This window comes from Bacillus sp. KS1, from assembly GCF_020075515.1.
Taxonomy (GTDB): Bacteria; Bacillota; Bacilli; order Bacillales; family Bacillaceae; genus Bacillus; species Bacillus velezensis.
Map to the genome: position 1 here is coordinate 73291 of NZ_JACAWW010000019.1, position 26933 is coordinate 100223.

The following is a 26933-nucleotide window of genomic DNA, read 5'->3' on the forward strand; positions in this document are numbered from 1 at the left end:
AAATGAAACCCGTCAAATGTTTCACGGCAAAGAGCGGTTCCGGCATAAATCTTCAGAATTCACAGGTGTTCTTGCTAGTTTTGCTTGACGAAGTTTGTGCTGTAGCGCTAAAATTTATAGGACGGCTATTGATTAGCATATGAGACTCTCAATAGCTGTCTTTTTTATTCTCATGAAATTGTTTATGACAGGCCGCTCCGCCAATAAAGAAAGGCTGGAGGCCTATTCTAAAATATTTTAAGAAATGATGGGTTGAACATTGATATGAACTGGTTGGGACAATTACTAGGTAGCGATTGGGAGATCTTCCCCGCCGGAGGAGCTACAGGAGATGCATATTATGCGAAACATAACGGCCAACAGCTTTTTTTAAAACGTAATAGCTCGCCCTTTTTAGCCGTGTTATCCGCCGAAGGCATTGTTCCGAAGCTGGTTTGGACGAAACGGATGGAAAACGGAGACGTCATTACGGCTCAGCATTGGATGGCGGGCAGGGAGCTGAAGGCAAAGGATATGAGCGGACGCCCGGTGGCTGAGCTGCTCCGCAAAATCCACACATCAAAAGCTTTGCTCGACATGCTGAAAAGATTGGGAAAAGAACCGCTTGATCCGGGCGCCCTTTTGTCGCAGCTGAAGCAGGCCGTCTTTGCCGTGCGGCAATTTTCGCCGCTTATTCAGGAAGGCCTTGCTTATTTGGAAGCTCATGTGGATCAGGTGCAATTCGGTGAAAAAGTCGTTTGCCATTGTGATGTGAATCATAATAACTGGCTTCTGTCTGAAGACAACCAGCTGTATTTAATAGATTGGGACGGCGCCATGATAGCCGATCCGGCCATGGATCTCGGCCCTTTATTGTATCATTACGTCGAAGAGCCAGCGTGGGACAGCTGGCTTGGGATGTACGGGATGAAGCTTACGGAAGGGCTTCGGCTGCGGATGGCGTGGTACATGTTATCAGAGACCATCACCTTCATCGCCTGGCACAAATCAAAAGGAAACGACAAAGCGTATCATGATGCCATGGAAGAGCTTCATGCCCTGATGAAGCGGATTGTCAAGTAGTCAGGAGTACGAATCCATCTGCTCCACCCATTGGGACAAATGGTTTTGGTGCTCCTGAATATGCGTGTCGATGGAATCGGCCGTGATGCCGGACTGGCTGTAGCGGTAGACATCCTCGAGCACGTTTTTTATATTTGAATCAAGCCCGGTGTTGGCCATCAGTGATTTGATGACGCGCTCCAGCTGTTCATACTCGGCAACCGTGCCGCAGCAATCCAATTGATGGTCGGCCAATATGTCCTTTAATAACCGGACCTGATGTTCGCTTGTTAAGCCCATGATTCATATACACATCCTTTCTGTGTCATACATTGTGCAAAGCGGTGCGGTTTTATGCATCACATGAGTGTTCCGGACCGGGGAGCCTCTTTTTTTATGCAGCCGGCGCCTTTAAAAGGCGCTTGCGGCTCTTTATGTTTCATGGTATGTTGTTACTCGAAATTATAGATAGAGGTGTCAATCATATGAGAATGCGCCATAAACCTTGGGCGAATGATTTTCTGGCAGAAAACGCTGACATCGCCATCAGTGATCCGGCCCAGTATAAAGGGCGGTGGAACACGGTCTTTGGCAATGACAACCCGATCCATATTGAAGTCGGTACGGGAAAAGGGCAGTTCATTTCAGGAATGGCCAAGCAGAATCCGGATATCAACTATATCGGCATTGAGCTGTTTAAAAGCGTCATCGTCACTGCCGTCCAAAAAGTAAAGGACAGCGGGGCTCACAATGTTCGTTTGTTAAATATAGACGCGGAAACACTGAATGACGTATTTGAACGGGGAGAAATCAAGCGCGTATATTTAAACTTTTCTGACCCGTGGCCGAAAAACCGTCACGAAAAGCGCCGTTTAACATTTAAAACGTTCTTGAAAAAATACGAAGAAGTGATGGGCGAAACAGGTGAGCTTCATTTTAAAACCGATAACCGCGGTTTATTCGAATACTCTCTGAAAAGCTTTTCCGAATACGGCCTGCTTCTGACGGAAGTCAGCCTTGATCTGCACAACAGCGATCCGAAGGGCAATATTATGACAGAATACGAAGAAAAATTCTCCGCGCTCGGCCAGCCGATTTACCGGGCCGAAGTTGAATGGAGAACAAAAGACAGACTCTGATGCGGGAGTCTGTTTTTTTATGCCGCCATTTGCTACCATTACATCAGGAGGGATCAAGATGGAGACATTGAATGTTGGGAATATTTCATTAACATGGCTGGACGGCGGTGTAACGCATATGGACGGAGGAGCGATGTTCGGCGTTGTCCCGAAGCCTTTATGGTCGAGAAAATACCCCGTAAATGACAAAAACCAGATTGAATTAAGAACAGACCCGATTCTGATCAGAAAAAACGGCCTGAATATATTGGTTGACGCGGGTATCGGCAGAGGGAAATTCTCTGATAAACAAAAAAGGAATTACGGCGTAACACAGGAATCCAATCTGAAACAATCTCTTCGTGAACTCGGGCTTTCCTGTGAGGACATTCATATTGCCGCGATGACCCATCTTCATTTTGACCATGCATGCGGCCTGACGGAATACAGCGGAGAGGAGCTTGTCTCTGTTTTCCCGAATGCCCGCATTATCACTTCTGCGACAGAGTGGCGCGAAATGAGAAACCCTAATATCAGATCGAAAAATACATATTGGAGAGAAAATTGGGAGGCGGTACAAGATCAGGTCGAAACCTTTGAGAACGAGTATCAGCTGACAGAAGGCATTACGATGCACCGCACCGGCGGCCACAGCGACGGCCACAGCGTCATCGTCTTAGAAGACGAAGGGGAAACGGCTGTGCATTTTGCCGACCTGATGCCGACGAACGCGCATAAAAATCCGTTATGGGTGCTGGCCTATGATGATTATCCGATGACCTCTATTCCAGAAAAGCAGAAATGGCAGACGTTCGCGGCAGAAAAAGACGCCTGGCTGATTTTCTATCACGACGCGATTTACAGAGCGGTAAAATGGGGAGAAGACGGCGAAGTGGCTGCATCTGTCAGACGGGAGAAAAAATAGGCGGATCGATGATTTACCTGTATGAATTTCGGGAATAAAAGCAAACCTAAGACAAATTGCTTTGAAAGGAAGAGACAGGTGAATCAATTTCAAGTGACGAAAGATGGAGAAATCAAAACAACTCTGCGCGGATTAGAAGTGCTTTCTACGCCTTTTTTAAATAAAGGGGTGGCCTTTACACAGGAGGAAAGAGAGGAACTCGGCCTCGAGGGATTTCTGCCGCCGAAAGTATTGACAATCGAAGAGCAGGCGAGGCGGGCCTACGAACAATTCAGTTCGCAGCCTGATGAGCTGAGCAAAAATGTCTACTTGACCGCTCTCCATGACCGGAATGAAACGTTATTTTACAGGCTGTTAAATGATCATTTAGGCGAAATGCTGCCGATCGTATATACGCCGACCGTCGGCACCGCGATCCAGCGTTACAGCCATGAGTACAGAAAACCCCGCGGTCTGTATTTGTCAATAGATGACCCTGAAGGAATGCGCGCCGCATTTCAGCAGTTCGGAAAAAATGAAAACATTGACTTAATCGTTGCCACAGATGCCGAGGGCATTCTGGGAATCGGTGACTGGGGCGTCGGCGGCATCGCCATTTCTGTCGGGAAACTTGCGGTGTATACGGCGGCGGCCGGAATTGATCCGTCACGAGTGCTTGCGGTCGTGTTGGACGCGGGGACAAATCAGGAAAGCCTCTTAAATGACCCGCTGTATGTAGGAAACCAGCATTCAAGAGTGCGCGGCGAGAAATATGACCGCTTTATTGATGAGTATGTCTCGCTTGCCCGGGAAACATTCCCGAATGCGCTGCTTCATTGGGAGGATTTCGGTACGGCTAATGCCCGCGGCATATTGAAACGGTATAAAGATAAAGTCTGTACGTTTAATGATGACATTCAAGGAACGGGCGCGGTATCGCTTGCAGCTGTTTTAGCGTGTGCGAAAGCATCAAAAGTGCCTTTGAAAGAGCATAAAGTCGTCGTCTTCGGCGCGGGAACGGCCGGTATCGGAATTGCTGAGCAGCTGCGCGAAGCCATGGTGCATGACGGATTAAGCGAAGATGAATCCTACAGCCATTTTTGGTGTATCGACAGAAACGGATTGTTAACGGATGATATGAAGGACTTGCGTGATTTTCAGGTTCCGTACGCGCGCCCTGCTGATGAAGTGAAAGAGTACGGCCGCAGCGGTGAAGGCGGATCAATTGATCTGGCGGAGACGGTGCGTCAGGCCAAGCCGACGATTCTGATCGGCACATCCACCGTCTCAGGCGCATTTACGGAAGAAATCGTCAAAGAAATGGCCTCACATGTCAAACGGCCCGCTATTTTGCCGATGTCAAACCCGACCACATTATCAGAAGCAAAACCTGAAGATTTAATTAAATGGACGGAAGGCCGCGCGCTTGTCACGACGGGAAGTCCATTCCCGCCTGTCGCGTATAACGGCGTTACCTACCATATCGGACAGGCGAACAACGCGCTCGTATTCCCGGGACTCGGACTCGGCACGATTGTGACAAAAGCAAGGCTCATTACGGACAATATGTTCGTTGCCTGCGCGAATGCCATCGCCGGTATGGTGGACGTCGGCAAGCCGGGGGCGCCGATGCTTCCGAAAGTGGAGGATCTCAGGACGGTATCGGCAACTGTGGCGGTAGCTGTAGCGAAAGCGGCCATTCAGGACGGTGTAGCGGAAACGGAACCCGAGGATCTGATTCAAACGGTGCAGGATGCGATGTGGCACCCCGTATATAAACGAATTCGGCCGATGTAACCGAATAAAGCCCAAAACGCTGATGGTTTTGGGCTTTATTTTTTGCTTGTCCGAATTATGAGGCGACAGAATCAATGACATCGACAATCTGGCCTGTTTTTGCATTGACCATAACTTCATATTGCTCCAGTTCGCCGAATGCCGAACGTGTCACGCCGGTTTTGTATACCTGGATGGTTTCTCCGTTTACCTGGTAGGGCTCGGGCTCTGTGTAAATCCATGATCCGTCTATCGGCCCGCGCTGTTTAAAAGCCGCTTTCACGATACGGAGCGCTTTTTCTGAAGAGATATAAGGTTTCATCGCATACTTTTTAACTGCGATGGCAGCGCATAATCCGACTCCTGCACCTAAGAGAAAATGACGTAATTTCAATATGAAGCACCTCCAATTATGTCGTAGTTTTTATTATACAGAAGATGCCAGACGGTGTTAAGTAAAGCGGCGGTTTTCCAGCCCATTCAATCTGAGCGCTTGGAAAACGGTTGTTTTTCTAATAAAATAAAAGCATTACATAGAAATGAGGGGAAAATATGAATGAGGAAACGAAAACGCTTTTCCGGACGCTGACGCAGCTTCCCGGCGCACCGGGAAATGAACATCAGGTCCGCTCCTTTATGAAACGGGAGCTTGCGAAATATGCGGATGACATCGTGCAGGACAGACTCGGAAGTGTTTTCGGAGTAAGGCGCGGCGCTGAAGATGCGCCGACCGTTATGGTAGCCGGCCATATGGACGAAGTCGGGTTTATGGTAACGCAGATTACGGATAACGGCATGCTGAGATTTCAGACGCTCGGCGGCTGGTGGAGTCAGGTGCTGCTTGCCCAGCGCGTCGAGGTGCAGACGGATAACGGACCGATTATCGGCGTCATCTCAAGCATCCCGCCCCACATTTTAACAGATGCCCAGCGCGCAAAGCCGATGGAGATCAAAAATATGATGATTGATATCGGTGCCGATGACAGAGAGGACGCGGTCAGAATGGGAATCAGACCGGGACAGCAGGTCGTGCCGGTCTGCCCGTTCACCCCGATGGCCAACGAGAAGAAAATATTGTCCAAAGCGTGGGATAACCGCTACGGCTGCGGGTTAAGCATTGAATTATTAAAAGAGCTGCAAGGAAAAGACCTGCCGAACAATCTGTACGCCGGGGCCACCGTTCAGGAGGAAGTCGGCCTGAGAGGGGCGCAGACAGCGGCCAATATGATTCAGCCTGATCTCTTCTTCGCGCTTGATGCCAGCCCGGCAAATGATATGACCGGCGATAAGGAGCTGTTCGGCCGTCTCGGCGAGGGGGTGCTGCTCCGCATTCTCGACAGAACGACGGTCATGCACCGCGGGATGAGAGAGTTCGTCCTTGATATGGCGGAAACGCACAATATCCCTTATCAATATTTCGCTTCAGGCGGGGGAACGGATGCCGGACGGGTTCACATATCAAACAGCGGGGTTCCGTCTGCCGTCATCGGCATTTGTTCAAGATACATTCATACAAATGCCGCGATCATCCATGTCGATGATTATGCTGCGGCGAAAGAAATGCTCATTAAGCTGGTCATGGCGAGTGACAAACAGACGGTCGAAACGATCAGAGAAAATGTGTAAAAAAATAAGCAGGACCGCATAAAGGCGGCCTGCTTATTCTGTTTCAAATAAATAAGAGAGTGCTTTCATCGCTTGATTGACGGTTTCGACCGTGATATTCGCTTTTCCGGAAAGCTCTTTCAGCGGATGATGAAGTTCTTTCGGACGGATGAGAATGAGCGGCTTTCCTTTTGCGATGGCATAAGAAGCATCCATCGCGGTATTCCACTGTTTATAGTTCTCGCCAAACAGGGCGATCACAAAATCGGCTTTTTCCATCAGCACCTCTGTACGGAAATTGTTGATATCAGAAGCTCTGGCGTCTTTTAAAACAGAATCGGGCTGCACGCCCATAATCTCTTCTCCGATATTGTCTGAGCGTTCATGGTTTTCCATCGGGCCGACAAACGTAATCGGCAGGTCTAGCGCCGTTGCTTTCTGTTTGATCTCATCCCGCCAATCACTGTGGATTTCACCCGCTAAATACACGACAAACTGCATCTTTTGCCCCTCCTTATGTACATATTCAGATTTTCGTACGGCTACAAGCAAAATGGTAAACGAAACTTGCTTGATAATGCAAATGAAATATGATAATGATATTGCATATAGTTGGTCTTGCCGTACACAGTCTGGTATGATCCAATTGGACAAACATCAGCATATAAAAAACTCATAATCCAGATGGAGGAATGACAATGAAAAAGATTGGAAGCACGGAAGAATTGCAAAAAGCGGTACAAGACGATTGGGCGGTATTTATGTTTTCAGCGGATTGGTGCCCGGACTGCCGCTTTGTGGAGCCGTTTCTCCCTGAGCTGGAAGCGGACTTTCCTGAATTCACTTATTACTACGTAGACCGCGATCAATTTATTGATACATGCGCGGAGTGGGAAATTTACGGCATTCCGAGCTTTGTTGTGTTTAACGGAGGAAAAGAAGTGAACCGCTTCGTCAGCAAAGACCGTAAAACAAAAGAAGAAATTGAGCAATTTTTAACCGATTCCCTTGCTAAAGCATAAAGGAGGCCACGGGCTTTGAAAATGACGTCAAGGAAGCTGGCGGATTTATTAAAACAGCGCCTGCAGCACGAGAACCGATCCTTCTTTTTTGACAGAGAAAAAGACACCCTCCGTGTTGAGGATCAAACGACCAAAAAAGGCATCACATTGGAGCTCCCGCCGATCATTGCGAAGTGGGAGACGAAAAAAGAAGAAGCGATCGACGAAATCGTCTACTATGTGTCAGAAGCAATGGAGGCGATGGAAGGCAGCGGACAGGAGATGTCCGGAAAGGAAGCCGGAATCTATCCGGTCATCCGCTCCACATCATTTCCCGATCAAACGAGCGACGGCATTCCGCTCGTGTATGATGACCATACGGCCGAAACAAGAATCTACTACGCGCTTGACCTCGGCAAGACGTACCGCTTAATTGACAGCCGGATGCTCGAGAAAGAAAACTGGACAAAAGAACGCATCAGGGAGACGGCGTCATTCAATCTCCGCTCTCTTCCTTCGGTCGTGAAACAGGATACGGTTGCGGACAATTATTTTTATTTTTTCAGGGCGAATGACGGCTATGACGCCAGCCGGATTCTCAATGATTCGATTCTTCATGAATACAAGCAGGCCGCTGAAGGCGAATTGGCGATTTCCGTCCCGCATCAGGATGTATTAATACTTGCTGACATTCGAAATGAATCGGGTTATGATATTTTAGGGCAAATGTCCATGAGCTTCTTTGCAAGCGGCACGGTGCCGATTACGGCCCTTTCATTTCTGTATAATGAAGGCAGACTGGAACCTGTGTTTATCATGGCGAAAAGCCGGCCGAAAAAGGATTAGAAAGGATTTTTCTTATGAACGCTTTTTACAATAAAGAAGGTGTGGGAGATACGCTTCTGATCTCTCTTAAAGATGCAGCACGCGAAGAAATCGGCTATGAAAGAGAAGGCGATGTCGTCAGAATCTTTAACAAAGAAACAAAAGAAACGACGGGCTTTAACATTTTTAACGTGTCTTCTTACTTACAGATTGAGGACAACGGCCCCGTCGCTTTGTCTGAGACATTCGTTCAGGATGTGAATGAAATACTGAACAGAAACGGCGTCTCAGAAACGCTGACGGTTGACCTTTCTCCGAAATTTGTTGTCGGTCACGTTGAATCGAAAGAAAAACATCCGAATGCGGATAAACTGAATATCTGCCAAGTGAATGTGGGAGAGGAAACCCTTCAAATCGTTTGCGGGGCGCCGAACGTGGACAAAGGGCAAAAAGTCGTCGTCGCTAAAGTCGGCGCGGTAATGCCGAGCGGACTTGTGATTAAAGACGCTGAATTAAGAGGCGTTCCGTCAAGCGGCATGATCTGCTCCGCGAAAGAACTCGCTTTGCCGGATGCGCCGGCGGAAAAAGGGATTCTTGTTCTTGAAGACAGCCGCGAGGCCGGCGAAGCATTTCAATTCTAACTCCCATAAATAAGCGCACAGAATCGAATGATGTGAGAGAAAGCCGTTAAGCAGGCCTGCTTAACGGCTTTCTTCAGTTGGGAGCTTAATCTTTTCTGAGCCGCCCGGCAATGGTATACTAAATATCGTCCCAGACTACTAAAAAGGGAGTTAGAGAGTGATTAAACATGAGTTGGCTGAATAAATTTTTTGACTTATTTTTAGGTGAAAAAGAAGAAGAGCATGAACGTGAACCAAACACGCATGCCCAAATCCCGAAACAGCAGATACCGGATCAGCCAGAAGGCAAATTCACGCGCATGGAAGATCCTAAAATATATTACGAATATCCGAAAGGGAATTTCCGCTTCCCCGTCGTTCCGGACGGATATAAGCGAACGGAGCAAAACCAAAGACAGCGGGAAAGGCATGAACGCCGCCAGCCGTCCCGGGATTATGCCGCCGGGAAGGAGCAAACCGAGCGGAAACAGCATACACATAAAGAGCCTGATACGGTGAAAAAGCCCTTTAAACCGTCATCCATTCCTTCACCGGTTTACGGCTTTCAATCTCAGCACAGCATAAAAAAAGCGCCTATTTCCGAAAAGCGGCGTGAAGAGAACGTAACACTGCTGTCAGAGGAGCAATTTGTTCCGCCAAAAGCCGGTCAGGAAACGGAAAAAGAGCCCGTCTTCACAACATCCGGGATAACAAAACAGACGAATGACCGGCCAGACCCGTTTGCGAAACAAGAAACGGAAGAAATCCCGGCCGTTAAAAAAGAGGAGCTTCACACCGAGGCTGAGAATGCAAAAGAGCAAGTGTTTGCAGCAGCAGAACCGCAGCAGGCTGAAGAGCGGGAGCACACGGAAAGCGCGGAGTCTGCCGGCTTTACAGAAGAACAAGAGCATGAACAAACCCGCCCGCAGCCTATTGAAGAGCCTGAGTATGAAGCATCCCGAACGGCTGAAAACACAGAGGAACAAGCGGCGCCGCAGGAGGAATATCAGGAGCCTGAGCCGGAAAAAGCACCGCCTTTTGAAACCGCAGAAGAACCGGTGTATACATATACAGAACCCGGATACGATGAGGAAGTTCAGCCGCAGTCTGAAGACAAGCCCGAATCAGCTGAAACCGACGCGAAACAGGAAGCAGACTCTCAGCCTGAGTACAATGAAGCAGAGCGGTATTCAGACCCCGAGCCTGAACCTGCAAGCATCGAGACGGCCGATGCCCTGTCCCGGCCTGCCGAAGAAAAAACGGAGCATCCCGGACAGCCTCAGACTGTGAGAAAAGCGGAGCGGCCGAAAGAGCGCAACGTTCCGTTTAACGTCATGATGCTTAAAAGCGATAAACACAAGCAGACGAAGACGCCGGAGGGCGGAGCGAGCTATGTCTTTCCGAATCTGTCGCTTCTGGACGTACCGCCGGCGCAAAGACATGACGACCAATCGTGGATTGAAGAACAGCGCGAGCTTTTAAACGTTACACTGAAAAACTTTAATGTGCGCGCCCAAGTCGTTCATGTCACACAAGGCCCTTCCGTCACACGTTTTGAAGTGCATCCTGAGCCCGGAGTGAAAGTGAACAAAATTACAAACTTAGCAGATGATATAAAACTGAGCCTGTCTGCCAAGGATATTCGGATTGAGGCGCCGATCCCCGGTAAAAACACGATCGGCATTGAAGTTCCGAACCGCGTAAGCAAAGTCGTCGATTTAAGACAGATGATCAGAAGCGCCGCTTTCAGGACGAATCCGTCTCCGCTTACAGCCGCGCTCGGTGTCGATATTTCCGGAAACCCGGTCGTCATTGATTTGAAAAAGATGCCGCACGGGTTGATAGCGGGTGCGACAGGATCGGGAAAAAGCGTCTGCATCAATACCATTTTGGTCAGTCTGCTTTATAAGGCGGATCCGAGTGATGTCAAAATGCTTCTGATTGATCCGAAAATGGTCGAGCTTGCGCCTTATAACCAAATTCCGCATTTGGTCAGCCCCGTCATCACGGACGCCAAAGCCGCGACCGCCGCGTTAAAATGGGTTGTGGAAGAGATGGAACGGCGATATGAACTGTTTGCCCATTCGGGTGTGAGAGATATCGGCCGCTTTAATGAATTAACCGCCGATCATAAGACAGGCGAAAAGCTCCCGTACCTCGTAGTGGTTATTGATGAGCTTGCCGATTTAATGATGGTCGCGCCGAACGATGTGGAAGAAAGCATTGCCAGAATCGCGCAGAAAGCGAGAGCCTGCGGCATTCATCTGCTTGTCGCGACACAGCGTCCGTCTGTCGATGTCATTACCGGAATGATCAAGGCAAACATACCGACGAGGATTGCATTCTCCGTCTCAAGCCAGGTAGATTCCAGAACGATCATTGACATGGCGGGAGCGGAAAAGCTGCTCGGAAAAGGCGACATGCTGTACTGGGAAAACGGTACCGGAAAACCGGTGCGCCTGCAAGGCAACTTTGTATCCGACAGAGAGATTGACCGCGTCGTCTCTCATGTCAGAAAGCAGCTGCCGCCTTCTTATTTGTTTGAACAGGAAGAACTGATCAGGCAGGGAACCGCCCTCAAGGAAGAAGACGAACTGTTTCCTGAGGCGTGCCAATTCGTCGTGGAGCAAAACAGCGCCAGCACCTCAAGTCTTCAAAGAAGGTTCCGAATCGGTTATAACCGCGCTGCGAGGCTGATTGACATGATGGAAGCCGAAGGCATGATCTCAGAAGCGAAGGGCAGCAAACCCCGTGAAGTGCTGATTACGGCCGCTGACATTGCTCAAGAATAAGAATATCGTTCATTTTTCTCACAAACATGGTATGATAGTGGATGGACCATCAAAACTGCATCACTGTCACGCGCTGAAATATCATGCGGCAGGTTTAATCAAAAAGAAAGTTACAGATACTGACGATAACGTAAAAATAAATGGAAGCGCCGCTGTGCGGGCTTTTTGCCCGCGGCGGTCGCAAAATGAAATGAGCGTCATATACTGGGGAACAGATAGACGTTTGTTGGAGGTACGATTATGACTGTTTATCATTTTGTTGGAATAAAAGGGACAGGTATGAGCCCGCTTGCTCAAATCCTGCATGATACAGGGTATCAGGTGCAGGGCTCGGATATCGAGAAGCAGATTTTCACTCAGGCTGCCCTTGAAAAAAGAAATATCCCGATCTATCCGTTCAGCGCCGATAACATCAAAACCGGCTTAACGGTAATCGCCGGAAACGCATTCCCTGATTCTCATCCGGAAATCGCAAAGGCGCTCGCTGAAGGGATTCCTGTCATCAGATATCATAAATTTTTAGCTGAATATATGAAAAAATACACAAGTGTCGCGGTAACGGGCGCACACGGCAAGACGTCCACAACGGGCCTCTTGGCACACGTGATGCAGCAGGCGAAGCCGACTTCGTTTCTTATCGGGGACGGAACGGGCAGAGGAAATGAAAGCAGCGAATACTTTGTATTTGAAGCTTGCGAGTACCGCCGTCATTTCTTAAGCTATCAGCCTGATTATGCGATTATGACGAATATTGATTTTGACCACCCTGATTATTTCGCCAACATTGACGATGTGTTTGATGCTTTCCAAAACATGGCGCTTCAAGTCAACAAAGGCATCATTGCCTGCGGTGATGACGAGTACCTGCCGAAAATTCACGCCAATGTGCCTGTCGTTTATTACGGCACGGGAGAAGAAAACGATTTTCAAGCGAGAAACATCGTAAAAAATACGGAAGGCACGACATTTGACGTCTTTGTCCGCAATACGTTTTACGATACGTTCTACATCCCGGCATACGGCCATCACAACGTCCTCAATTCCTTAGCGGTCATTGCGCTCTGCCACTATGAAGAGATAGACGTGAACATGATTAAGCTCGGACTTGAATCATTCGGCGGCGTCAAACGCAGATTCAATGAAAAAGTGATCGGCAGCCAGGTGCTGATCGACGACTACGCCCACCATCCGACTGAAATCAAAGTCACGATTGAGGCGGCGCGCCAAAAATATCCCGAACGTGAAATCATCGCGGTATTTCAGCCGCATACGTTTACACGGACGCAATCATTCTTGGATGAATTCGCAGAAAGCTTAAGCGCGGCCGACCGCGTGTATCTGTGTGACATTTTCGGCTCTGCCCGCGAGAACGTCGGCAAGCTCACGATCACGGATCTTCAGGAAAAAATCGATAACGCAGAACTCATTGAAGAAAATGACACATCCGTGTTAAAAGCGCATGAAGGCGCAGTGCTGATCTTCATGGGCGCCGGAGACATTCAAAAATATATGAGAGCCTATGAAAACGTCATAGCGTAACGAAAAAGCAGTGGGGCTCTCACTGCTTTTTTGTGCGTGCTGCAAAGGGATTTGCCGAGAAACGGAGAAATAGTATACATACAGATCTTTCATATATGTTTATCATTTTAAGAATTGGGTATATACCACTATATCCTGCATTAAGGAGGTATTAGATGATCATCATTCTTTACTTAAGCGTCGCACTCATTGCCGTTGCATTTCTCATCCTCGTCATCTATCTGTCCAAAACATTAAAGTCCGTGCAGATGACCTTAACAAACGTTGCCTCGACTTTAGACGGCCTTGAAGGGCAGATGAAAGGCATTACCGCAGAGACAACCGAGCTGTTACATAAGACAAACCGTCTCGCGGAAGACATTCAGGAAAAATCAGAGAAATTAAATACGGTTGTCCATGCTGTCCAGGAAGTGGGAACTTCCGTCCAGCAGTTTAATACATCCATAAAGCAGGCAGCAGGTTCCGTTACGGCCTCTGTAAGAGAGAATCAGGATAAGATCAGTCAGGTTGTCACCTGGAGCCAGGCCGCTATGGAAATATGGGACAAGTGGAAGCAAAAGAAAAAAACATCGCTTTAATCATAAGAAAAATCCACTAAGGAGGAATCATAATGAGCAAAGATGGAATCAATAGTAAGGATTTTTTAATCGGAACGCTGATCGGGGGAATTATCGGCGCGACAACGGCGTTGTTTCTGGCGCCTAAATCAGGTAAGGAGCTGCGCGACGATCTCGGCAGTCAGGCTTCTGCGTTAAAGGATAAGACGGACAGAATGACGGCCGACGCGAAAGAAAAAGGCTCTCAATATGTCAGCATCGCCAAGGACAAAACATCTAATATCACCCAGCTGGTAGCTGATCAGTCAGGCCAGATTATGAATAAAGTGAAGGATTTAAAAGACCGTTCTAAGAGCACACTAACCGAGAAAGCCGAAGAGACGAGAAGCGAAATGCAGGACACGGCCCAAAGCATCAAGGCCGAAGCGGAAGACGCCGGGGAAAAAGCCGGTCAGGCAAATCGCTGATCTTCAATAAGGAGAGATAACCGACATGACAAAACAGCTGATATCGTCTGAAGAAGAGTTCAAAAATGCCGCTGAGAAAGAAAACACGCTCGTGTTTTTGAAACACAGCACCACCTGCCCGATCAGCCAAGCCGCGTTTCAGGAGTTTGACGCCTTTGCATCGGCGCATTCGGAAGTGCCTTCTTATTACCTGCAGGTGCAGGACAGCCGGCCGCTTTCAAACTATATCGCCGAGACATACGGCGTGAAACATGAAAGCCCGCAAGTATTCGTCATTGCAAACGGCGAAGTGAAATGGCACGCGTCTCATTCACAAATCACAAAAAACGCAATAGAGCAGCACCTTTCATAATTGCTGGCCGCCGGTTGATACCGGCGGTTTTTTTTTGAAAAAAACTATTGATCATTTCAGCCGGATCATGTAGGATATCAATATATACTGCTTCAACGCATAAAAGCTTAAAAGCGTTTTTGTGATAAAGCCGAATGTGAAAAAATTTATTATTTCATATTCCTATTTTCGCATAACTGTAGTAAGATGCATGTTAACCATTAAAATAAAACATAGCATAGAAGGGATGAAAAAGATGAGCAACAAGGAATTAGAGAGCCTAAGACAGCAGGCAGACGCACTAAACTTAGAAATCCTTAAATTAATCAATGAACGCGGAGCCGTTGTAAAAGAAATCGGTAAAGCAAAGGAAGCGCAGGGTGTCAACCGATTTGACCCTGTCAGAGAGCGTACAATGCTTAACCGCATAATTGAAAGCAATGACGGCCCATTTGAAAACTCAACGATCCAGCATATTTTCAAAGAAATTTTCAAAGCCGGACTTGAACTTCAAGAAGAGGACCACAGCAAAGCGTTGCTCGTCTCCCGGAAGAAAAAAGCAGAAGATACGATCGTTGACATAAAAGGTGAAAAAATCGGTGACGGCGATCAGAGATTCATCGTCGGACCTTGTGCCGTAGAAAGCTATGAGCAGGTTGCCGAAGTAGCGGCCGCAGCGAAAAAACAAGGCATTAAAATCCTGCGCGGGGGCGCGTTTAAACCCCGCACAAGTCCGTATGATTTCCAAGGTCTCGGCGTAGAAGGCCTGCAAATTCTTAAACGCGTCGCTGATGAATATGACCTCGCGGTGATCAGTGAAATCGTAACGCCCGCACACATTGAGCAAGCGATTGATTACATTGACGTCATTCAGATCGGCGCGCGGAACATGCAAAACTTTGAATTGCTGAAAGCCGCCGGTTCCGTTAAAAAGCCGGTATTGTTAAAACGCGGTCTTGCCGCAACAATTTCAGAGTTCATCAATGCAGCTGAATACATCATGTCACAAGGAAACGACCAAATCATTCTTTGTGAGCGCGGAATCAGAACGTACGAAACGGCAACGAGAAACACACTCGACATTTCTGCCGTGCCGATTTTGAAACAGGAAACTCACTTGCCGGTGTTTGTTGACGTCACACACTCAACAGGCCGCCGCGATCTCCTGCTTCCGACAGCAAAAGCGGCGCTTGCGATCGGCGCTGACGGCGTGATGGCCGAAGTTCACCCTGATCCTTCCGTTGCCCTTTCAGACTCTGCGCAGCAGATGGATATACCTGAATTCGAGAAATGGCTGAACGAATTAAAGCCAATGCTGAAAGTAAAAGCATAATACAACGTTCCGCTCTTTAAAGGCCGCCTCGCGCGGCTTTTTTTCGTATCTTCATTTTATTTAATTATAAAATGAAAGTGAACGTTTTCATCACTGGGAAAAACGTGTATAATTTCATGAGAGATATTTAAATTTGATGAATAATGAAAAATAATGTACACTACTGACTTACGCTTACAATCATAAACGACAGAATGCGAAATCGTACGACATTTCTTTACATAAAGTGTTTATGCTATAGATAAGGATAAGTGTATCCAGTAAAAGGAGTGGTTTCAGTGAGCAACATTACGATATACGATGTGGCCAGAGAAGCAAATGTCAGTATGGCGACTGTTTCCCGCGTCGTGAACGGCAACCCGAATGTAAAACCGACGACCAGAAAAAAAGTATTGGAAGCCATTGACCGGCTCGGCTACCGCCCGAACGCGGTGGCAAGAGGGCTTGCAAGCAAAAAAACGACAACGGTCGGCGTCATCATCCCTGATATCTCAAGCATTTTCTACTCGGAACTTGCGCGTGGAATTGAAGATATCGCGACGATGTACAAATATAATATTATTTTAAGCAACTCGGACCAAAATCTTGAGAAAGAACTGCATCTGTTAAATACGATGCTCGGCAAACAAGTGGACGGTATCGTATTTATGGGCGGCAATATTACGGACGAGCATGTCGAAGAATTTAAGCGCTCTCCTGTGCCGATCGTCTTGGCGGCATCAGTGGAAGAACAGGGCGAGACGCCTTCTGTCGCCATTGATTATGAACAGGCGATTTATGATGCCGTTAAGCTTTTCATTGATAAAGGGCATCGCGATATTGCATTCGTCTCCGGACCGATGCAAGAGCCGATCAACCGTTCGAAAAAACTGCAAGGGTACAAACGGGCGCTTGAAGAAGCGGCGATTCCGTTTAACGAGCAATTCGTAGCGGAAGGCGATTACACCTATGATTCCGGTATGGAGGCGCTTCAAAGCTTGATGGGCCTTGACCGGAAACCGACGGCGATTCTTTCTGCGACGGATGAAATGGCCCTCGGCATTATCCATGCGGCCCAAGATCAAGGTCTTTCGATACCTGATGATCTTGATATTATCGGTTTTGACAATACGAGATTGAGCCTGATGGTCCGCCCTCAGCTTTCAACAGTCGTGCAGCCTACGTACGATATCGGCGCCGTGGCGATGAGACTTTTGACAAAACTGATGAACAAAGAGCCGGTTGAAGAGCATATCGTCGAATTGCCTCACCGCATCGAATTAAGACAATCAACCAAGTCATAAAAAAACGGAAAAGCAAGCTTCACTCTGAGGGGTGGAATCTTGCTTTTTTACTTGAGTAAGGAGAAGATATGAAACGTTTTGATTATCTGACGCCCGTTGGCTTTATGTTAGGCTGTATTATTGTCGCAATCGGTATTCTGTCAGGGACGGGACTGGCGGGAATCAGTTCATTTTTAGATCTGACTTCTTTTTTAATCGTCACAGGCGGCCTTGCTGCGGCGATCTTTATCAGTTTTCCGCCGAGGGATTTAAAGAAAACCCCTTCTGTTCTGAAACAGGTATTCTCCCGTCAGGATGACAATGTGAAAGAGCTTGTCAGAGTATTTGTCAGCCTTTCGGAGCAGGCGCGCAGGCAGGGGCTGCTGTCTCTGGATGACCAGGCGCGTGAGATCAAGGATCCGTTTTTAAAAAAAGGGCTTTTGCTTGCGATTGACGGCTGGGACGAGGAAACGATCCGGCTGGTGATGGATTCTGAGATCGCCGCGATGGAAGAAAGACACAGAAAAGGAAGACGCGTTTTTGAAAAAGCCGGTGATTTCGCACCCGCCTGGGGAATGATCGGGACGCTCGTCGGACTCGTTCTCATGCTCAAAAACTTAAATGACCCGCATACCCTCGGACCGAACATGGCCGTTGCGCTATTGACGACGCTGTACGGAGCGCTGCTTGCCAACTTGGTGTTTATCCCAATCGCGGCAAAGCTTGAAGAAAAAACAGAAAGCGAAATTTTCATCAAACAGGTCATGATCGAAGGGGTTGTCGGCATCCAATCGGGCAAAAATCCCCGCAACCTCGAAAGTCAGCTCGTTGTCTTCAGCTCAAGAGAAGACTGGCGTAAAGGACAGCCTGCGAACAAGAAAAAGGGCGCTGTCCATGAAGCTTAGAAAAGAGCGTTTTGAAAGAAGAAACAAACCGGAACATTCCGGCGGTTCACCGAGATGGATGGTGACGTTCGCTGACTTGATCACGCTTATTCTCGTGTTCTTTATATTGCTTTTTTCGATGTCCCAAATAGACGCGGAAAAATTTCAATCTGCCGTTTCATCGATTCATACAAACGGCAGCGGGGGTGAAGCGGCGTCATCAGACAAAGCAAACGAAAATAAAGAACAGGATTTGCTGTTACAAAACGTGAAGACATACATAAAAGCGCATCATTTGAGTTCGAAATTGACGGCGAAGCGCGATGAGCGCGGAGTGGTTCTTGTGCTGCAGGAGGCCGTTCTGTTTCAGACAGGAAAAGCGGATGTGCTGAAAAACGCCGAGCCGGTTTTGCATCAGATCGCGGTGCTTTTAAAAACAATTCCGAATGACATACAGGTAGAAGGCCATACGGACAGCCGCCGGATTTCCACCTATCAATTTCCGTCAAATTGGGAGCTGTCGTCTGCAAGAGCGGCGAGTGTGATCCGGTATTTTACCGCGAATGAAGACTTTTCCGCCAAACGGTTTATCTCTGCCGGGTATGCGGATACGAAACCTGTGAAGGACAACAAAAGTCCCGGACATATGAAAGAAAACCGCCGTGTAGAAATTGTGATCAAAAAAACGACCTCCTCATAAGGTCGTTTTTTATTTTGTTTTATACCGCTGCTCAGACCGGATGGCAAAAAGTGCTTTTTCCACGGTTTGGGCATTTTTTTCTGAAATTTCTTCTTTGCGGGGAATCGGAGGATATAATTGTTCAGGATCACTCCAAAAAGCGGGCAACGTGCAGGGGGAGTGCTTTTGCCATTTATCGATCCATTTCTGCGGTATGCGCTCCCCGGGATCAATCCCTTTCATCTCAAGCCAAATGCGGCTCCACGCTCTCGGGACGACTCTCCAAATATCGTATCCGCCGCCGCCGACCGCGATCCATCTGCCGCTGCAATATTGATGGGCTAATGAATGAGCGAGACGCGGGATCTCCTGATAAATGGAGATTGTATTGGACAGGTGTGTCAATGGATCGTAATAATGGGCGTCCGCACCGTTTTGGGTAAGAATCACATCCGGCTTAAAAAAAGCCGCGATTTCTGAGGCGGCCGTATTGTAAGCGTGAAGAAAGGAATCGTCCTCTGTGAAAGCATCCAGCGGAATGTTAAAAGAATAGCCGTAGCCTTGCCCGCTTCCTTTTTCCAGTACCTGTCCCGTCCCGGGAAATAAATAACGCCCGGTCTCGTGAAAAGAAACAGTGCAGACATCAGACCTGTCGTAAAACGTAAATTGAACGCCGTCGCCGTGATGGGCGTCTGTATCAATGTATAACACTTTTGCCCCGTAGTTCTTCTGGATGTATTGGATGGCCACGGCGCTGTCATTATAGATACAAAAGCCTGAGGCCCTGCCGCGGAAGCCGTGGTGAAGGCCGCCTCCTAAATTGCAGGCGTGCCTGGCTTGTCCCGTCATGACATAATCAGCCGCCGTTAAGGTGCCGCCCACCAGAAGTGACGCGGCTTCATGCATGCCGGCAAAAACGGGGGTGTCTTCCGTTCCGAGACCGTAGCTTTCTCCTTCTGCGGCAGGGAGCCGGCCGGCACCCGCTAGTTCCACCGCCTGTATATAATCCTCCGTATGAACGAGAGCCAGCTCTTCTTTAGCGGCCGTGCGCGGAGTGACGATGTCTCCCTCGTCAAACGCGTCCGCCGCCTGAAGCAGATCGTATGTTAAAAGCACGCGCTGCTGATTGAACGGATGATCCTGATGAAATTGATACGTCTGATAAGAAGGCGAGTAAACAAAAACGCTGTCTCTCATGGCTGATCCCTCAAATGTTTCGGCCACAAGACATTGTATCCGGCTTCTTGAACGGCACGGATAAAAGGGAGCGGATTCATCGTCTTCACCCGGAAGACGAGAATGTTCGACCCGGCGGAATCATGGGGATAGACGAGCACACTCAGGATTTGCAGCTGAAGATCACGGCACATGCAGCTGAGATCAGCAAGGCTTTTTGTCATATCCGTCACCAGGATTTCCACCTGTGACCCCGGCTGGGCCGCGCCTGTCAGGCTGACGAAAGTCCGGAGCACGTCGGTTTTCGTTAAAATGCCCGTCAGCTTATGGTTTACGGTAATCGGCAGACAGCCGATGCCGTGCTCATAAAAGGAAGCGGATATTTCTTCCACAAAGTCAAGCGGATGAGCGCAGATGACATTCCGTTTCATAATGGTCTCCACTTTGTTTGTCAGAAATGCGCCGCGTTCCTTTTGTTCAAAGCTGCCGGGGCCGGCCTGTTTAATGTCTCTGTCTGTGACAATACCGATGACGTGCAGTTCGTCGTCGATGACAGGGAGATGGCGGATATGATATACCTTCATTTTACGGACGGCTGTTTCAATGGAGTCGTGTTTTGAGACGGTGATGACGTCCCGTTTCATGATTTGTTCTGCAATCATCTTTTTATCCCCTTTGTATGTCAGTCAATACATAAATCGCTGATAAAAACGAAGCCTGTCGAACTGTTCAATTGACTCCTGACTGACGTGCCTGCCGATGCGGGCCATCAGACAATTGGCCGGATGAGAGCTGATTTCCGGTTCATCCGTTGCGAACCAGACAAGACCCCCGGCATTCATCATCTTTTCCATGATCTTTCTGTATTCCCACACATCTTTTTTCATTCCTTTTAAATCCCAATGCCAGTAATATTCGGTCGTCATGATGATGTACCGTTCCATCTGTTCATCCATCATGCTGACTGTCAGCAGCGTTTTTCCGACAGAACAGCCCCTGTAGCCGGGAGCGACCTCGATCGCCCCGAGCTCAAGGAGATCTTCCATATTGCCGTCAGACCACCGTTCAAGCGGATCAGGATATAAATACGTCACATAGCCGATAATCGTCTGTCCGTCCCTGGCGATAATGATCCGACCTTCAGGAAGCCCGGCGATCTCGATTAACGCTTTGTGCTGTTCATGAGGAAGGCGAAAGGCTGTCAGGCCTTCATGAAACTCATACTGTGCTAGGTCCTCTGGAGGTACGGGCCCTTCTACTAAAAGAGGGCCGGCTGCTGTCTGAATTGATGAAGAATGGTACGTTTTATGATGTTTCACTGATTCACCGCCTGTCAGTTCTTAATAAAAACACATCTCTTTTAAGCATAACAAAATATAAAGCGTTTTCAATAGTGTTGTAATTTATATTTTAAAAATTGAGAAAACTGTGAACATCTACTATAATTAGTCTATAGATAAGCAAAGGGGGATGTTGCATGAATTTGAAAGCGTTGCCGGCGGAAAAGGGGAATTATCATCTGCGAAATTATGAGGAAACGTACCGCAGCTTCGATTGGAAAGAGGTCGAAGCGGCGTTTTCCTGGCATCAGACGGGGAAGCTGAATGCGGCGTACGAAGCGATTGACCGTCATGCCGAATCATTTCGAAAAAACAAAGTAGCGCTGTATTACAAGGACGCGAACCGGGATGAAAAATACACATTTAAAGAAATGATGGAGGAATCGAACCGGGCGGGGAATGTACTGAGACGGTATGGAAACGTGGAAAAAGGGGACCGCGTTTTTATTTTCATGCCGCGTTCGCCGGAGCTTTACTTTATCATGCTCGGCGCAATTAAAATCGGTGCGATCGCCGGCCCTTTATTTGAAGCGTTTATGGAAGGCGCCGTCAAAGACCGCCTCTTGAACAGTCAGGCAAAGGTTGTTGTGACGACACCTGAACTGGCCGGACGGATTCCGGCGGACAGCCTGCCCGACCTCGAGCATATTTTCATTGTCGGCGGCAGCAAAGAAGCGGGAGATAAAATCATCCATTATGATAAAGCCGCTGAGGGAGAAAGCACGAGACTTGATATTGAATGGATGGACAGAAGAGACGGCTACCTGCTTCACTACACATCAGGATCTACCGGAACGCCTAAAGGTGTGCTCCACGTTCATGAAGCAATGATTCAGCAATACCAGACCGGCAAGTGGGTGCTTGATCTTAAAGAAGACGATATTTACTGGTGCACTGCGGACCCGGGCTGGGTGACCGGGACGGTGTACGGGATATTTGCGCCGTGGCTGAACGGAGCGGCGAATGTGATCGTCGGCGGCAGATTCAGTCCGGAAAATTGGTACGGCACGATTGAGAAGCTCGGTGTCAGCGTCTGGTACAGCGCTCCGACGGCTTTCAGAATGCTTATGGGCGCCGGAGATGAAATGGCATCCAAATTTGATCTTACTTCACTTCGTCACGTCCTGAGTGTCGGAGAACCTTTGAACCCCGAGGTCATCAAGTGGGGACATAAAGTATTCGGCAAGCGCATCCACGACACGTGGTGGATGACAGAAACGGGCGGACAGCTCATCTGCAATTATCCTTGCATGGAGATCAAGCCGGGTTCAATGGGAAAACCGATTCCGGGAGTGGAAGCGGCGATCGTTGACAATCAGGGAAATGAGCTTCCGCCGTACCGAATGGGAAATCTCGCCATTAAAAAGGGCTGGCCATCGATGATGGATTCCATTTGGAACAACAAAGAGAAATATGATTCTTATTTCATGCCGGGCGGCTGGTATGTTTCCGGAGATTCTGCTTATATGGATGAAGACGGTTATTTCTGGTTCCAAGGCAGAGTCGATGATGTCATCATGACATCCGGCGAGCGCGTCGGCCCGTTTGAAGTCGAAAGCAAACTTGTTGAACATCCGGCGATTGCCGAAGCCGGCGTCATCGGAAAGCCGGACCCTGTCCGGGGAGAAATTATTAAAGCGTTTATCGCGCTCAGAGAAGGGCATGAGCCATCCGATCAGCTGAAGGAGGACATTCGCCTCTTTGTAAAACAGGGGCTTGCCGCGCATGCCGCACCGCGGGAAATTGAATTCAAAGATAAACTTCCGAAAACACGGAGCGGAAAGATTATGAGACGTGTGCTGAAGGCGTGGGAGCTGAACCTGCCGGCAGGCGACCTGTCCACAATGGAAGATTAAAGACGGCGTTGACATCGTATCTTATTTATGTTAAAAATGAGTAAGCTTCATACGAAAAGGTTTTGATTGAGACAAGTAGGGTATCTGATTGTTCCAGAGAGCTGATGGCCGGTGAAAATCAGCACATAAGATATGCCGAATACACTCATGAACCGCTTTTGCGAACAAAGCCCTTCCAAGGCTTTCAGTAGTGAAAGAACGGACACGGTCCGTTATCAAAAAGAGTGATAAAAGCTTTTTTATGCTTTTATTAGTAGGGTGGTACCGCGATTATATCGTCCCTTCGTTTTAAACGAAGGGGCGTTTTTTATTTTCATAAACAAAGGAGCAGACAAAATGACTAACTTATTAGAGGATTTATCATTCCGCGGCTTAATCCAGCAAATGACGGATGAAGAAGGACTGAATAAACAGCTGAACGAAGAAAAAATCCGTTTATACTCAGGGTTTGACCCGACGGCTGACAGCCTGCACATCGGACACCTTCTGCCGATATTGACACTGCGCCGTTTCCAGCTTGCAGGCCACCATCCGATTGCGCTTGTAGGCGGCGCGACGGGACTGATCGGCGATCCGAGCGGCAAAAAAGCGGAACGTACGTTAAATACTCAGGATATCGTTGTCGAATGGTCGCAAAAAATTAAAAATCAGCTTTCCCGATTTTTAGATTTCGAAGCCGGAGAAAACCCCGCTGTCATAGCGAACAACTTTGACTGGATCGGAAAGCTGAGCATTATTGAATTTCTCCGTGACGTCGGAAAGAACTTCGGAATTAACTACATGCTTGCGAAAGATACCGTAAGCTCAAGAATTGAAACCGGGATTTCTTACACGGAATTCAGCTACATGATCCTGCAATCCTACGATTTTCTGAATCTGTACAGAGAAAAGAACTGCAAACTCCAAATCGGAGGCAGTGACCAGTGGGGCAACATCACGGCCGGTCTTGAACTGATCAGAAAATCAGAAGAAGAAGGGGCGAAAGCTTTCGGTCTTACCATTCCGCTCGTCACAAAAGCTGACGGCACGAAGTTCGGCAAAACGGAAGGCGGCGCCATTTGGCTTGATAAAGAAAAAACATCGCCGTACGAATTCTACCAGTTCTGGATCAATACTGATGACCGCGACGTCGTCAAATACTTAAAATACTTCACTTTCTTATCAAAAGAGGAAATTGAAGCTTATGCTGAAAAAACGGAGACGGCTCCTGAGAAAAGAGAAGCGCAGAAACGTCTCGCTGAAGAGGTGACTGTTCTTGTACACGGCCGCGAAGCGCTTGAGCAGGCCGTTCATATCTCCCAGGCGCTGTTCAGCGGCAATATTAAAGAGCTTTCCGCTCAAGACGTCAAGGTAGGATTTAAAGATGTACCTTCGTTTGAAAAAGACCGCTCTGAAGAACTGTCTTTAGTAGACGTGCTTGTGGAATCTAAATTGTCACCTTCAAAACGGCAGGCCCGCGAAGACATTCAAAACGGAGCTGTTTACATTAACGGCGAGCGCCAGACGGACATCGGACATCTTCTGACTGCGGAAGACCGCATTGAAGATCAATTTACCGTACTGCGCCGCGGAAAGAAAAAATACTTCCTGATCACGTACTGAAAATAAAAAGCAGTCCGGCCGCTCAATGCGGCAGGCTGCTTTTTTATGTTTTGTGAATACTGCACGGGGAAATGAGTACAGTACATAGTATAAGCAAAACAGGGAAGGGGTGCTGCGCCGTGAATTTCATGTTTACCATCGCAAAAGAAAGATTGCAGCGGGATCATTGGGAACAGCAGCAAAGCATAAACGCCGAAGCCAAAGCCGAGGAATCAGAGACGGAAGAAGAAAATCCGACATCATAAAGGGGAAAGCCTCCATTCTGCGGAATGGAGGCTTTTGTTTGTCACCATATCAGCCTGACGGCGGCCATCAGCACGACTCCTGTGATGACCGTGATGGATAAGCTTTTTGTCCGCATCGCGCAAAGCAATGTCGGGATGAGAACGATCATGGCTTTCCAGTCAAAGGTCAAAGCGCTGTTTGTTTTCACAATCATGCTTTCCGTTACCAGAGCCGTCAAAATGCAAAGCGGAATAAAGGAGAGCCATTTTAAAGCCAATTCAGGCATCTGAATGTTCCGGACAAATATAAACGGAACAATGCGCGGCACAAGTGTAACAACCATGCAGCCGAGTATAATCCAGATCATTTGTGTGCTGATGCTCATTTGTCCGTCACCACCCCGATCGTTGCCACAATCACGGTTGAGGCGATGACCGCGATGTGTGACGGGACGAAATACGATAACAAGACCATAAAAATGATCATATAGAGAATTAAGGAGAGGCTGTGCTTCAGCTTTTCCGAAGCGGACGACTGCAATTGCAGCACAAGCAGCGCCGCAAACATAGCGGGCAAAGCAAAGTCCAGGCCGAGCGCGTAAGGATCAGATATCCATTGTCCGAGAAGCCCGCCCATCACGCAGGAAATAACCCAGCACATGTAAGCGGTTATATTGAGGCCGTTCATCCATTTATCGTATAACCTGCCGTTCTGAGCCGCTTTGTTCACCGCTACCCCGAAAGATTCGTCAGTAAGCAAAGCCCCGAAGCCGATATTTTTCGCCAAAGAGTATTTCGTGAAATACGGCGCGATGGTCAGGCTCAGCAGAAGGTGCCGCAGATTGACGATAAACGTCGTTAAAATAATGGCGGAAATCGGACTCCCGGAAACAAGGAGCGAGCAAATAATAAATTGGGCGGCGCCGGCATAGACACACAAGGATAACAAACAGATTTCAAGAATGCTTAGATGAGAGGCAACCCCGACGATGCCGAAAGCAAAACCGATGCTCATATAGCCCAGCAGCGTAGGCACACAATCCCGCACCCCCTGTAAAAACGTATCGTTCATTTCCCGGGAAACGGCGGTTTTTTGCACTTCTGTGTTAATCATTTTTTATACTCCTTTCATAGAGATTATAATGATAACGACTAATGAAAAAATCAAAGAAAATACGGTTCACATTTAAATGAACCGATTTCCGGTGACGACATGAAATAACGAATGGTTTTGTTTCATCAGGCCTTCAACTTTCTCAGCCCCTACTTCTTTCACAAGCTCCGCGAACATCAGATCGTGCCTCATATATTCCATAGCCACGAGAACGAGAGCGGGATCTTCTGATTTAATGGCCCAGGCATTCGTCTGCGGAGAAAAATTGGCGATTAAGACTTCTTTATTATCTCGGGCAGCTATCGTTAATCTTCCGCCCATCCGTTTCTCCGCTACTTCAGGAGACATATTATGATGTGTCGTATTTCCGAGCTTCACTTCCGGAGGGCCAAACACAATCGAAAAGACGGGCAATTGTTCGGCGGCGCGTTTGTTAGCGGCTTCTTGAATAAAGGGAATCTGCTGTTCCCAGACAGACAGCCACAACTCTTCTTCGGCTTTTTCAATCATATCCTTCATCTCATTGATGACATGATCATTCGTGCTGATGCGGCGGATGACATTCATCTCCTGCTCGCTTTCCAGCGCCAATAACTTTTCCTCAAGGTAGCCGAATGAGCTCTCAAAATCATGCCGGAGCCGGTCGATTAATTCTTTTCCGGCCAGCGGGGCATATGTAACCGGATCAGACGGCACAATATGGACAGCGCCTTTATCAACTAATTTCCCCAATACCTCATAGATCATTGAGCGGGGAACGCCTGACCTTTTGCTGATTTCATATCCGGTAACAGGCGAGTGTTTCAACAAGCCGATATATGCTTTACATTCATATTGAGAAAATCCAAATTTCTGTAATTCTTTCAGAACATCCTCCATAAACATCC

29 protein-coding genes and 1 other annotated feature are annotated in these 26933 nt (G+C 48.1%); of the genes, 20 read left to right on the forward strand and 9 right to left on the reverse strand.

Annotation, left to right across the window (positions count from 1 at the left end; translation table 11 throughout):
- Positions 1-264 precede the first annotated feature (264 nt).
- Positions 265-1062, forward strand: a complete 798-nt coding sequence (locus HWY38_RS14070; protein ID WP_003152355.1) for a phosphotransferase family protein — start codon at positions 265-267, stop codon at positions 1060-1062.
- Here the strand turns inward: HWY38_RS14070 and HWY38_RS14075 are convergent, their stop codons facing one another.
- Positions 1063-1341 carry a YtzH-like family protein gene (locus tag HWY38_RS14075; RefSeq protein WP_003152357.1) on the reverse strand — a complete coding sequence of 93 codons (279 nt, stop codon included), beginning with the start codon at positions 1339-1341 and terminating at the stop codon, positions 1063-1065.
- Between the two features lie 185 nt (positions 1342-1526).
- Between HWY38_RS14075 and trmB the strand changes: the two genes are divergently transcribed.
- The 3 genes from trmB to HWY38_RS14090 all read left to right on the forward strand — a co-directional run bounded on the left by trmB (position 1527) and on the right by HWY38_RS14090 (position 4860).
- Positions 1527-2180: a tRNA (guanosine(46)-N7)-methyltransferase TrmB gene (gene trmB / locus HWY38_RS14080; protein ID WP_224182068.1), complete on the forward strand. Its 654-nt coding sequence runs from the start codon at positions 1527-1529 to the stop codon at positions 2178-2180.
- A gap of 58 nt (positions 2181-2238) precedes the next feature.
- The gene (locus HWY38_RS14085) at positions 2239-3084 is read left to right on the forward strand and encodes a YtnP family quorum-quenching lactonase (protein WP_224182069.1); all 846 of its coding nucleotides are present in this window, start codon (positions 2239-2241) and stop codon (positions 3082-3084) included.
- A 78-nt stretch (positions 3085-3162) separates the two neighbouring features.
- A complete protein-coding gene (locus tag HWY38_RS14090) occupies positions 3163-4860 on the forward strand; it encodes an NAD-dependent malic enzyme (protein WP_224182070.1) in 1698 nt (565 codons plus the stop codon).
- A gap of 55 nt (positions 4861-4915) precedes the next feature.
- Here the strand turns inward: HWY38_RS14090 and HWY38_RS14095 are convergent, their stop codons facing one another.
- Complete coding sequence (locus tag HWY38_RS14095) at positions 4916-5233, reverse strand: PepSY domain-containing protein (RefSeq protein ID WP_003152366.1); 318 nt, start codon at positions 5231-5233, stop codon at positions 4916-4918.
- Positions 5234-5391: 158 nt separating this feature from the next.
- Here HWY38_RS14095 and HWY38_RS14100 point away from each other — a divergent pair, with 158 nt between their 5' ends.
- Entirely contained in the window at positions 5392-6465 is a 1074-nt protein-coding gene (locus tag HWY38_RS14100; protein WP_007613172.1) for a M42 family metallopeptidase, read from the forward strand.
- A gap of 33 nt (positions 6466-6498) precedes the next feature.
- Here HWY38_RS14100 and HWY38_RS14105 read toward each other — a convergent pair whose 3' ends face one another.
- On the reverse strand, positions 6499-6945 hold the full coding sequence (locus HWY38_RS14105; RefSeq protein WP_224182071.1) for a YtoQ family protein: 447 nt from the start codon (positions 6943-6945) through the stop codon (positions 6499-6501).
- 197 nt (positions 6946-7142) lie between these two features.
- Between HWY38_RS14105 and HWY38_RS14110 the strand changes: the two genes are divergently transcribed.
- The 12 genes from HWY38_RS14110 (at position 7143) to motS (ending at position 18755) form a co-directional block, all read left to right on the forward strand.
- A complete protein-coding gene (locus tag HWY38_RS14110) occupies positions 7143-7466 on the forward strand; it encodes a thioredoxin family protein (protein ID WP_224182072.1) in 324 nt (107 codons plus the stop codon).
- A gap of 15 nt (positions 7467-7481) precedes the next feature.
- Complete coding sequence (locus tag HWY38_RS14115) at positions 7482-8291, forward strand: DUF1444 domain-containing protein (RefSeq protein WP_012118213.1); 810 nt, start codon at positions 7482-7484, stop codon at positions 8289-8291.
- A gap of 14 nt (positions 8292-8305) precedes the next feature.
- Positions 8306-8911 carry a YtpR family tRNA-binding protein gene (gene ytpR, locus HWY38_RS14120; RefSeq protein ID WP_003152375.1) on the forward strand — a complete coding sequence of 202 codons (606 nt, stop codon included), beginning with the start codon at positions 8306-8308 and terminating at the stop codon, positions 8909-8911.
- Between the two features lie 167 nt (positions 8912-9078).
- Positions 9079-11682, forward strand: a complete 2604-nt coding sequence (locus tag HWY38_RS14125; RefSeq protein ID WP_224182073.1) for a DNA translocase FtsK — start codon at positions 9079-9081, stop codon at positions 11680-11682.
- Positions 11683-11922: 240 nt separating this feature from the next.
- Positions 11923-13221 (forward strand): UDP-N-acetylmuramate--L-alanine ligase, encoded by a 1299-nt coding sequence (gene murC / locus HWY38_RS14130; RefSeq protein WP_088461257.1) that lies wholly within the window; start codon positions 11923-11925, stop codon positions 13219-13221.
- A gap of 155 nt (positions 13222-13376) precedes the next feature.
- Complete coding sequence (locus tag HWY38_RS14135) at positions 13377-13799, forward strand: DUF948 domain-containing protein (protein ID WP_007408777.1); 423 nt, start codon at positions 13377-13379, stop codon at positions 13797-13799.
- Between the two features lie 32 nt (positions 13800-13831).
- Complete coding sequence (locus tag HWY38_RS14140; protein WP_003152380.1) at positions 13832-14245, forward strand: YtxH domain-containing protein; 414 nt, start codon at positions 13832-13834, stop codon at positions 14243-14245.
- Between the two features lie 25 nt (positions 14246-14270).
- Positions 14271-14597, forward strand: coding sequence for a bacillithiol system redox-active protein YtxJ (gene ytxJ / locus HWY38_RS14145; RefSeq protein ID WP_007408776.1), 327 nt, complete (start codon positions 14271-14273; stop codon positions 14595-14597).
- Between the two features lie 235 nt (positions 14598-14832).
- On the forward strand, positions 14833-15909 hold the full coding sequence (locus HWY38_RS14150; RefSeq protein WP_003152383.1) for a bifunctional 3-deoxy-7-phosphoheptulonate synthase/chorismate mutase: 1077 nt from the start codon (positions 14833-14835) through the stop codon (positions 15907-15909).
- 278 nt (positions 15910-16187) lie between these two features.
- Positions 16188-17192 carry a catabolite control protein A gene (gene ccpA, locus HWY38_RS14155; protein WP_003152385.1) on the forward strand — a complete coding sequence of 335 codons (1005 nt, stop codon included), beginning with the start codon at positions 16188-16190 and terminating at the stop codon, positions 17190-17192.
- Positions 17193-17260: 68 nt separating this feature from the next.
- Positions 17261-18076: a flagellar motor protein MotP gene (gene motP / locus HWY38_RS14160; RefSeq protein ID WP_007408775.1), complete on the forward strand. Its 816-nt coding sequence runs from the start codon at positions 17261-17263 to the stop codon at positions 18074-18076.
- Complete coding sequence (gene motS / locus HWY38_RS14165) at positions 18066-18755, forward strand: flagellar motor protein MotS (protein WP_224182074.1); 690 nt, start codon at positions 18066-18068, stop codon at positions 18753-18755. The genes motP and motS overlap by 11 nt, the downstream gene beginning before the upstream one ends.
- Before the next feature lie 9 nt (positions 18756-18764).
- Here motS and HWY38_RS14170 read toward each other — a convergent pair whose 3' ends face one another.
- Genes HWY38_RS14170 through HWY38_RS14180 form a run of 3 tightly spaced genes read right to left on the reverse strand, consistent with a single transcriptional unit; the run spans position 18765 to position 21229 of the window.
- Positions 18765-19931 (reverse strand): acetoin utilization protein AcuC, encoded by a 1167-nt coding sequence (locus HWY38_RS14170; RefSeq protein ID WP_224182075.1) that lies wholly within the window; start codon positions 19929-19931, stop codon positions 18765-18767.
- Positions 19928-20572 (reverse strand): acetoin utilization AcuB family protein, encoded by a 645-nt coding sequence (locus HWY38_RS14175; RefSeq protein ID WP_038459522.1) that lies wholly within the window; start codon positions 20570-20572, stop codon positions 19928-19930. Before HWY38_RS14175 ends, HWY38_RS14170 begins: the two co-directional genes overlap by 4 nt.
- A gap of 24 nt (positions 20573-20596) precedes the next feature.
- Positions 20597-21229, reverse strand: a complete 633-nt coding sequence (locus HWY38_RS14180) for a GNAT family N-acetyltransferase (protein WP_015240397.1) — start codon at positions 21227-21229, stop codon at positions 20597-20599.
- Positions 21230-21387: 158 nt separating this feature from the next.
- On the opposite strand from HWY38_RS14180, the gene acsA reads away from it, so the two are divergent.
- The 3 genes from acsA (at position 21388) to sr7p (ending at position 24953) form a co-directional block, all read left to right on the forward strand.
- A complete protein-coding gene (acsA, locus tag HWY38_RS14185; protein WP_045208511.1) occupies positions 21388-23106 on the forward strand; it encodes an acetate--CoA ligase in 1719 nt (572 codons plus the stop codon).
- 53 nt (positions 23107-23159) lie between these two features.
- Positions 23160-23392 (forward strand) — a binding site (T-box leader).
- A 50-nt stretch (positions 23393-23442) separates the two neighbouring features.
- Positions 23443-24708 (forward strand): tyrosine--tRNA ligase, encoded by a 1266-nt coding sequence (tyrS, locus tag HWY38_RS14190; protein WP_007613147.1) that lies wholly within the window; start codon positions 23443-23445, stop codon positions 24706-24708.
- Positions 24709-24827: 119 nt separating this feature from the next.
- On the forward strand, positions 24828-24953 hold the full coding sequence (gene sr7p, locus HWY38_RS19155; RefSeq protein ID WP_007408768.1) for a small protein SR7P: 126 nt from the start codon (positions 24828-24830) through the stop codon (positions 24951-24953).
- A gap of 41 nt (positions 24954-24994) precedes the next feature.
- Here the strand turns inward: sr7p and HWY38_RS14195 are convergent, their stop codons facing one another.
- From HWY38_RS14195 to HWY38_RS14205, 3 genes are all read right to left on the reverse strand, one after another.
- Entirely contained in the window at positions 24995-25318 is a 324-nt protein-coding gene (locus tag HWY38_RS14195; RefSeq protein WP_224182076.1) for an AzlD domain-containing protein, read from the reverse strand.
- Entirely contained in the window at positions 25315-26046 is a 732-nt protein-coding gene (locus tag HWY38_RS14200) for an AzlC family ABC transporter permease (protein WP_038464177.1), read from the reverse strand. The genes HWY38_RS14195 and HWY38_RS14200 overlap by 4 nt, the downstream gene beginning before the upstream one ends.
- Positions 26047-26118: 72 nt before the next feature.
- Complete coding sequence (locus HWY38_RS14205; protein ID WP_044801551.1) at positions 26119-26925, reverse strand: TrmB family transcriptional regulator; 807 nt, start codon at positions 26923-26925, stop codon at positions 26119-26121.
- Between the last annotated feature and the right edge of the window lie 8 nt (positions 26926-26933).

Bases quoted from the DNA above. Each gene is read 5' to 3' on its own strand.
- HWY38_RS14070 (WP_003152355.1), top strand. From the start codon at position 265: ATGAACTGGTTGGGACAATTACTAGGTAGCGATTGGGAGATCTTCCCC.
- HWY38_RS14075 (WP_003152357.1), bottom strand. From the start codon at position 1,341: ATGGGCTTAACAAGCGAACATCAGGTCCGGTTATTAAAGGACATATTG.
- trmB (WP_224182068.1), top strand. From the start codon at position 1,527: ATGAGAATGCGCCATAAACCTTGGGCGAATGATTTTCTGGCAGAAAAC.
- HWY38_RS14085 (WP_224182069.1), top strand. From the start codon at position 2,239: ATGGAGACATTGAATGTTGGGAATATTTCATTAACATGGCTGGACGGC.
- HWY38_RS14100 (WP_007613172.1), top strand. From the start codon at position 5,392: ATGAATGAGGAAACGAAAACGCTTTTCCGGACGCTGACGCAGCTTCCC.
- HWY38_RS14105 (WP_224182071.1), bottom strand. From the start codon at position 6,945: ATGCAGTTTGTCGTGTATTTAGCGGGTGAAATCCACAGTGATTGGCGG.
- HWY38_RS14110 (WP_224182072.1), top strand. From the start codon at position 7,143: ATGAAAAAGATTGGAAGCACGGAAGAATTGCAAAAAGCGGTACAAGAC.
- ytpR (WP_003152375.1), top strand. From the start codon at position 8,306: ATGAACGCTTTTTACAATAAAGAAGGTGTGGGAGATACGCTTCTGATC.
- HWY38_RS14125 (WP_224182073.1), top strand. From the start codon at position 9,079: ATGAGTTGGCTGAATAAATTTTTTGACTTATTTTTAGGTGAAAAAGAA.
- murC (WP_088461257.1), top strand. From the start codon at position 11,923: ATGACTGTTTATCATTTTGTTGGAATAAAAGGGACAGGTATGAGCCCG.
- HWY38_RS14135 (WP_007408777.1), top strand. From the start codon at position 13,377: ATGATCATCATTCTTTACTTAAGCGTCGCACTCATTGCCGTTGCATTT.
- HWY38_RS14140 (WP_003152380.1), top strand. From the start codon at position 13,832: ATGAGCAAAGATGGAATCAATAGTAAGGATTTTTTAATCGGAACGCTG.
- ytxJ (WP_007408776.1), top strand. From the start codon at position 14,271: ATGACAAAACAGCTGATATCGTCTGAAGAAGAGTTCAAAAATGCCGCT.
- HWY38_RS14150 (WP_003152383.1), top strand. From the start codon at position 14,833: ATGAGCAACAAGGAATTAGAGAGCCTAAGACAGCAGGCAGACGCACTA.
- motP (WP_007408775.1), top strand. From the start codon at position 17,261: ATGAAACGTTTTGATTATCTGACGCCCGTTGGCTTTATGTTAGGCTGT.
- motS (WP_224182074.1), top strand. From the start codon at position 18,066: ATGAAGCTTAGAAAAGAGCGTTTTGAAAGAAGAAACAAACCGGAACAT.
- HWY38_RS14170 (WP_224182075.1), bottom strand. From the start codon at position 19,931: ATGAGAGACAGCGTTTTTGTTTACTCGCCTTCTTATCAGACGTATCAA.
- HWY38_RS14175 (WP_038459522.1), bottom strand. From the start codon at position 20,572: ATGATTGCAGAACAAATCATGAAACGGGACGTCATCACCGTCTCAAAA.
- acsA (WP_045208511.1), top strand. From the start codon at position 21,388: ATGAATTTGAAAGCGTTGCCGGCGGAAAAGGGGAATTATCATCTGCGA.
- tyrS (WP_007613147.1), top strand. From the start codon at position 23,443: ATGACTAACTTATTAGAGGATTTATCATTCCGCGGCTTAATCCAGCAA.
- HWY38_RS14195 (WP_224182076.1), bottom strand. From the start codon at position 25,318: ATGAGCATCAGCACACAAATGATCTGGATTATACTCGGCTGCATGGTT.
- HWY38_RS14200 (WP_038464177.1), bottom strand. From the start codon at position 26,046: ATGATTAACACAGAAGTGCAAAAAACCGCCGTTTCCCGGGAAATGAAC.
- HWY38_RS14205 (WP_044801551.1), bottom strand. From the start codon at position 26,925: ATGGAGGATGTTCTGAAAGAATTACAGAAATTTGGATTTTCTCAATAT.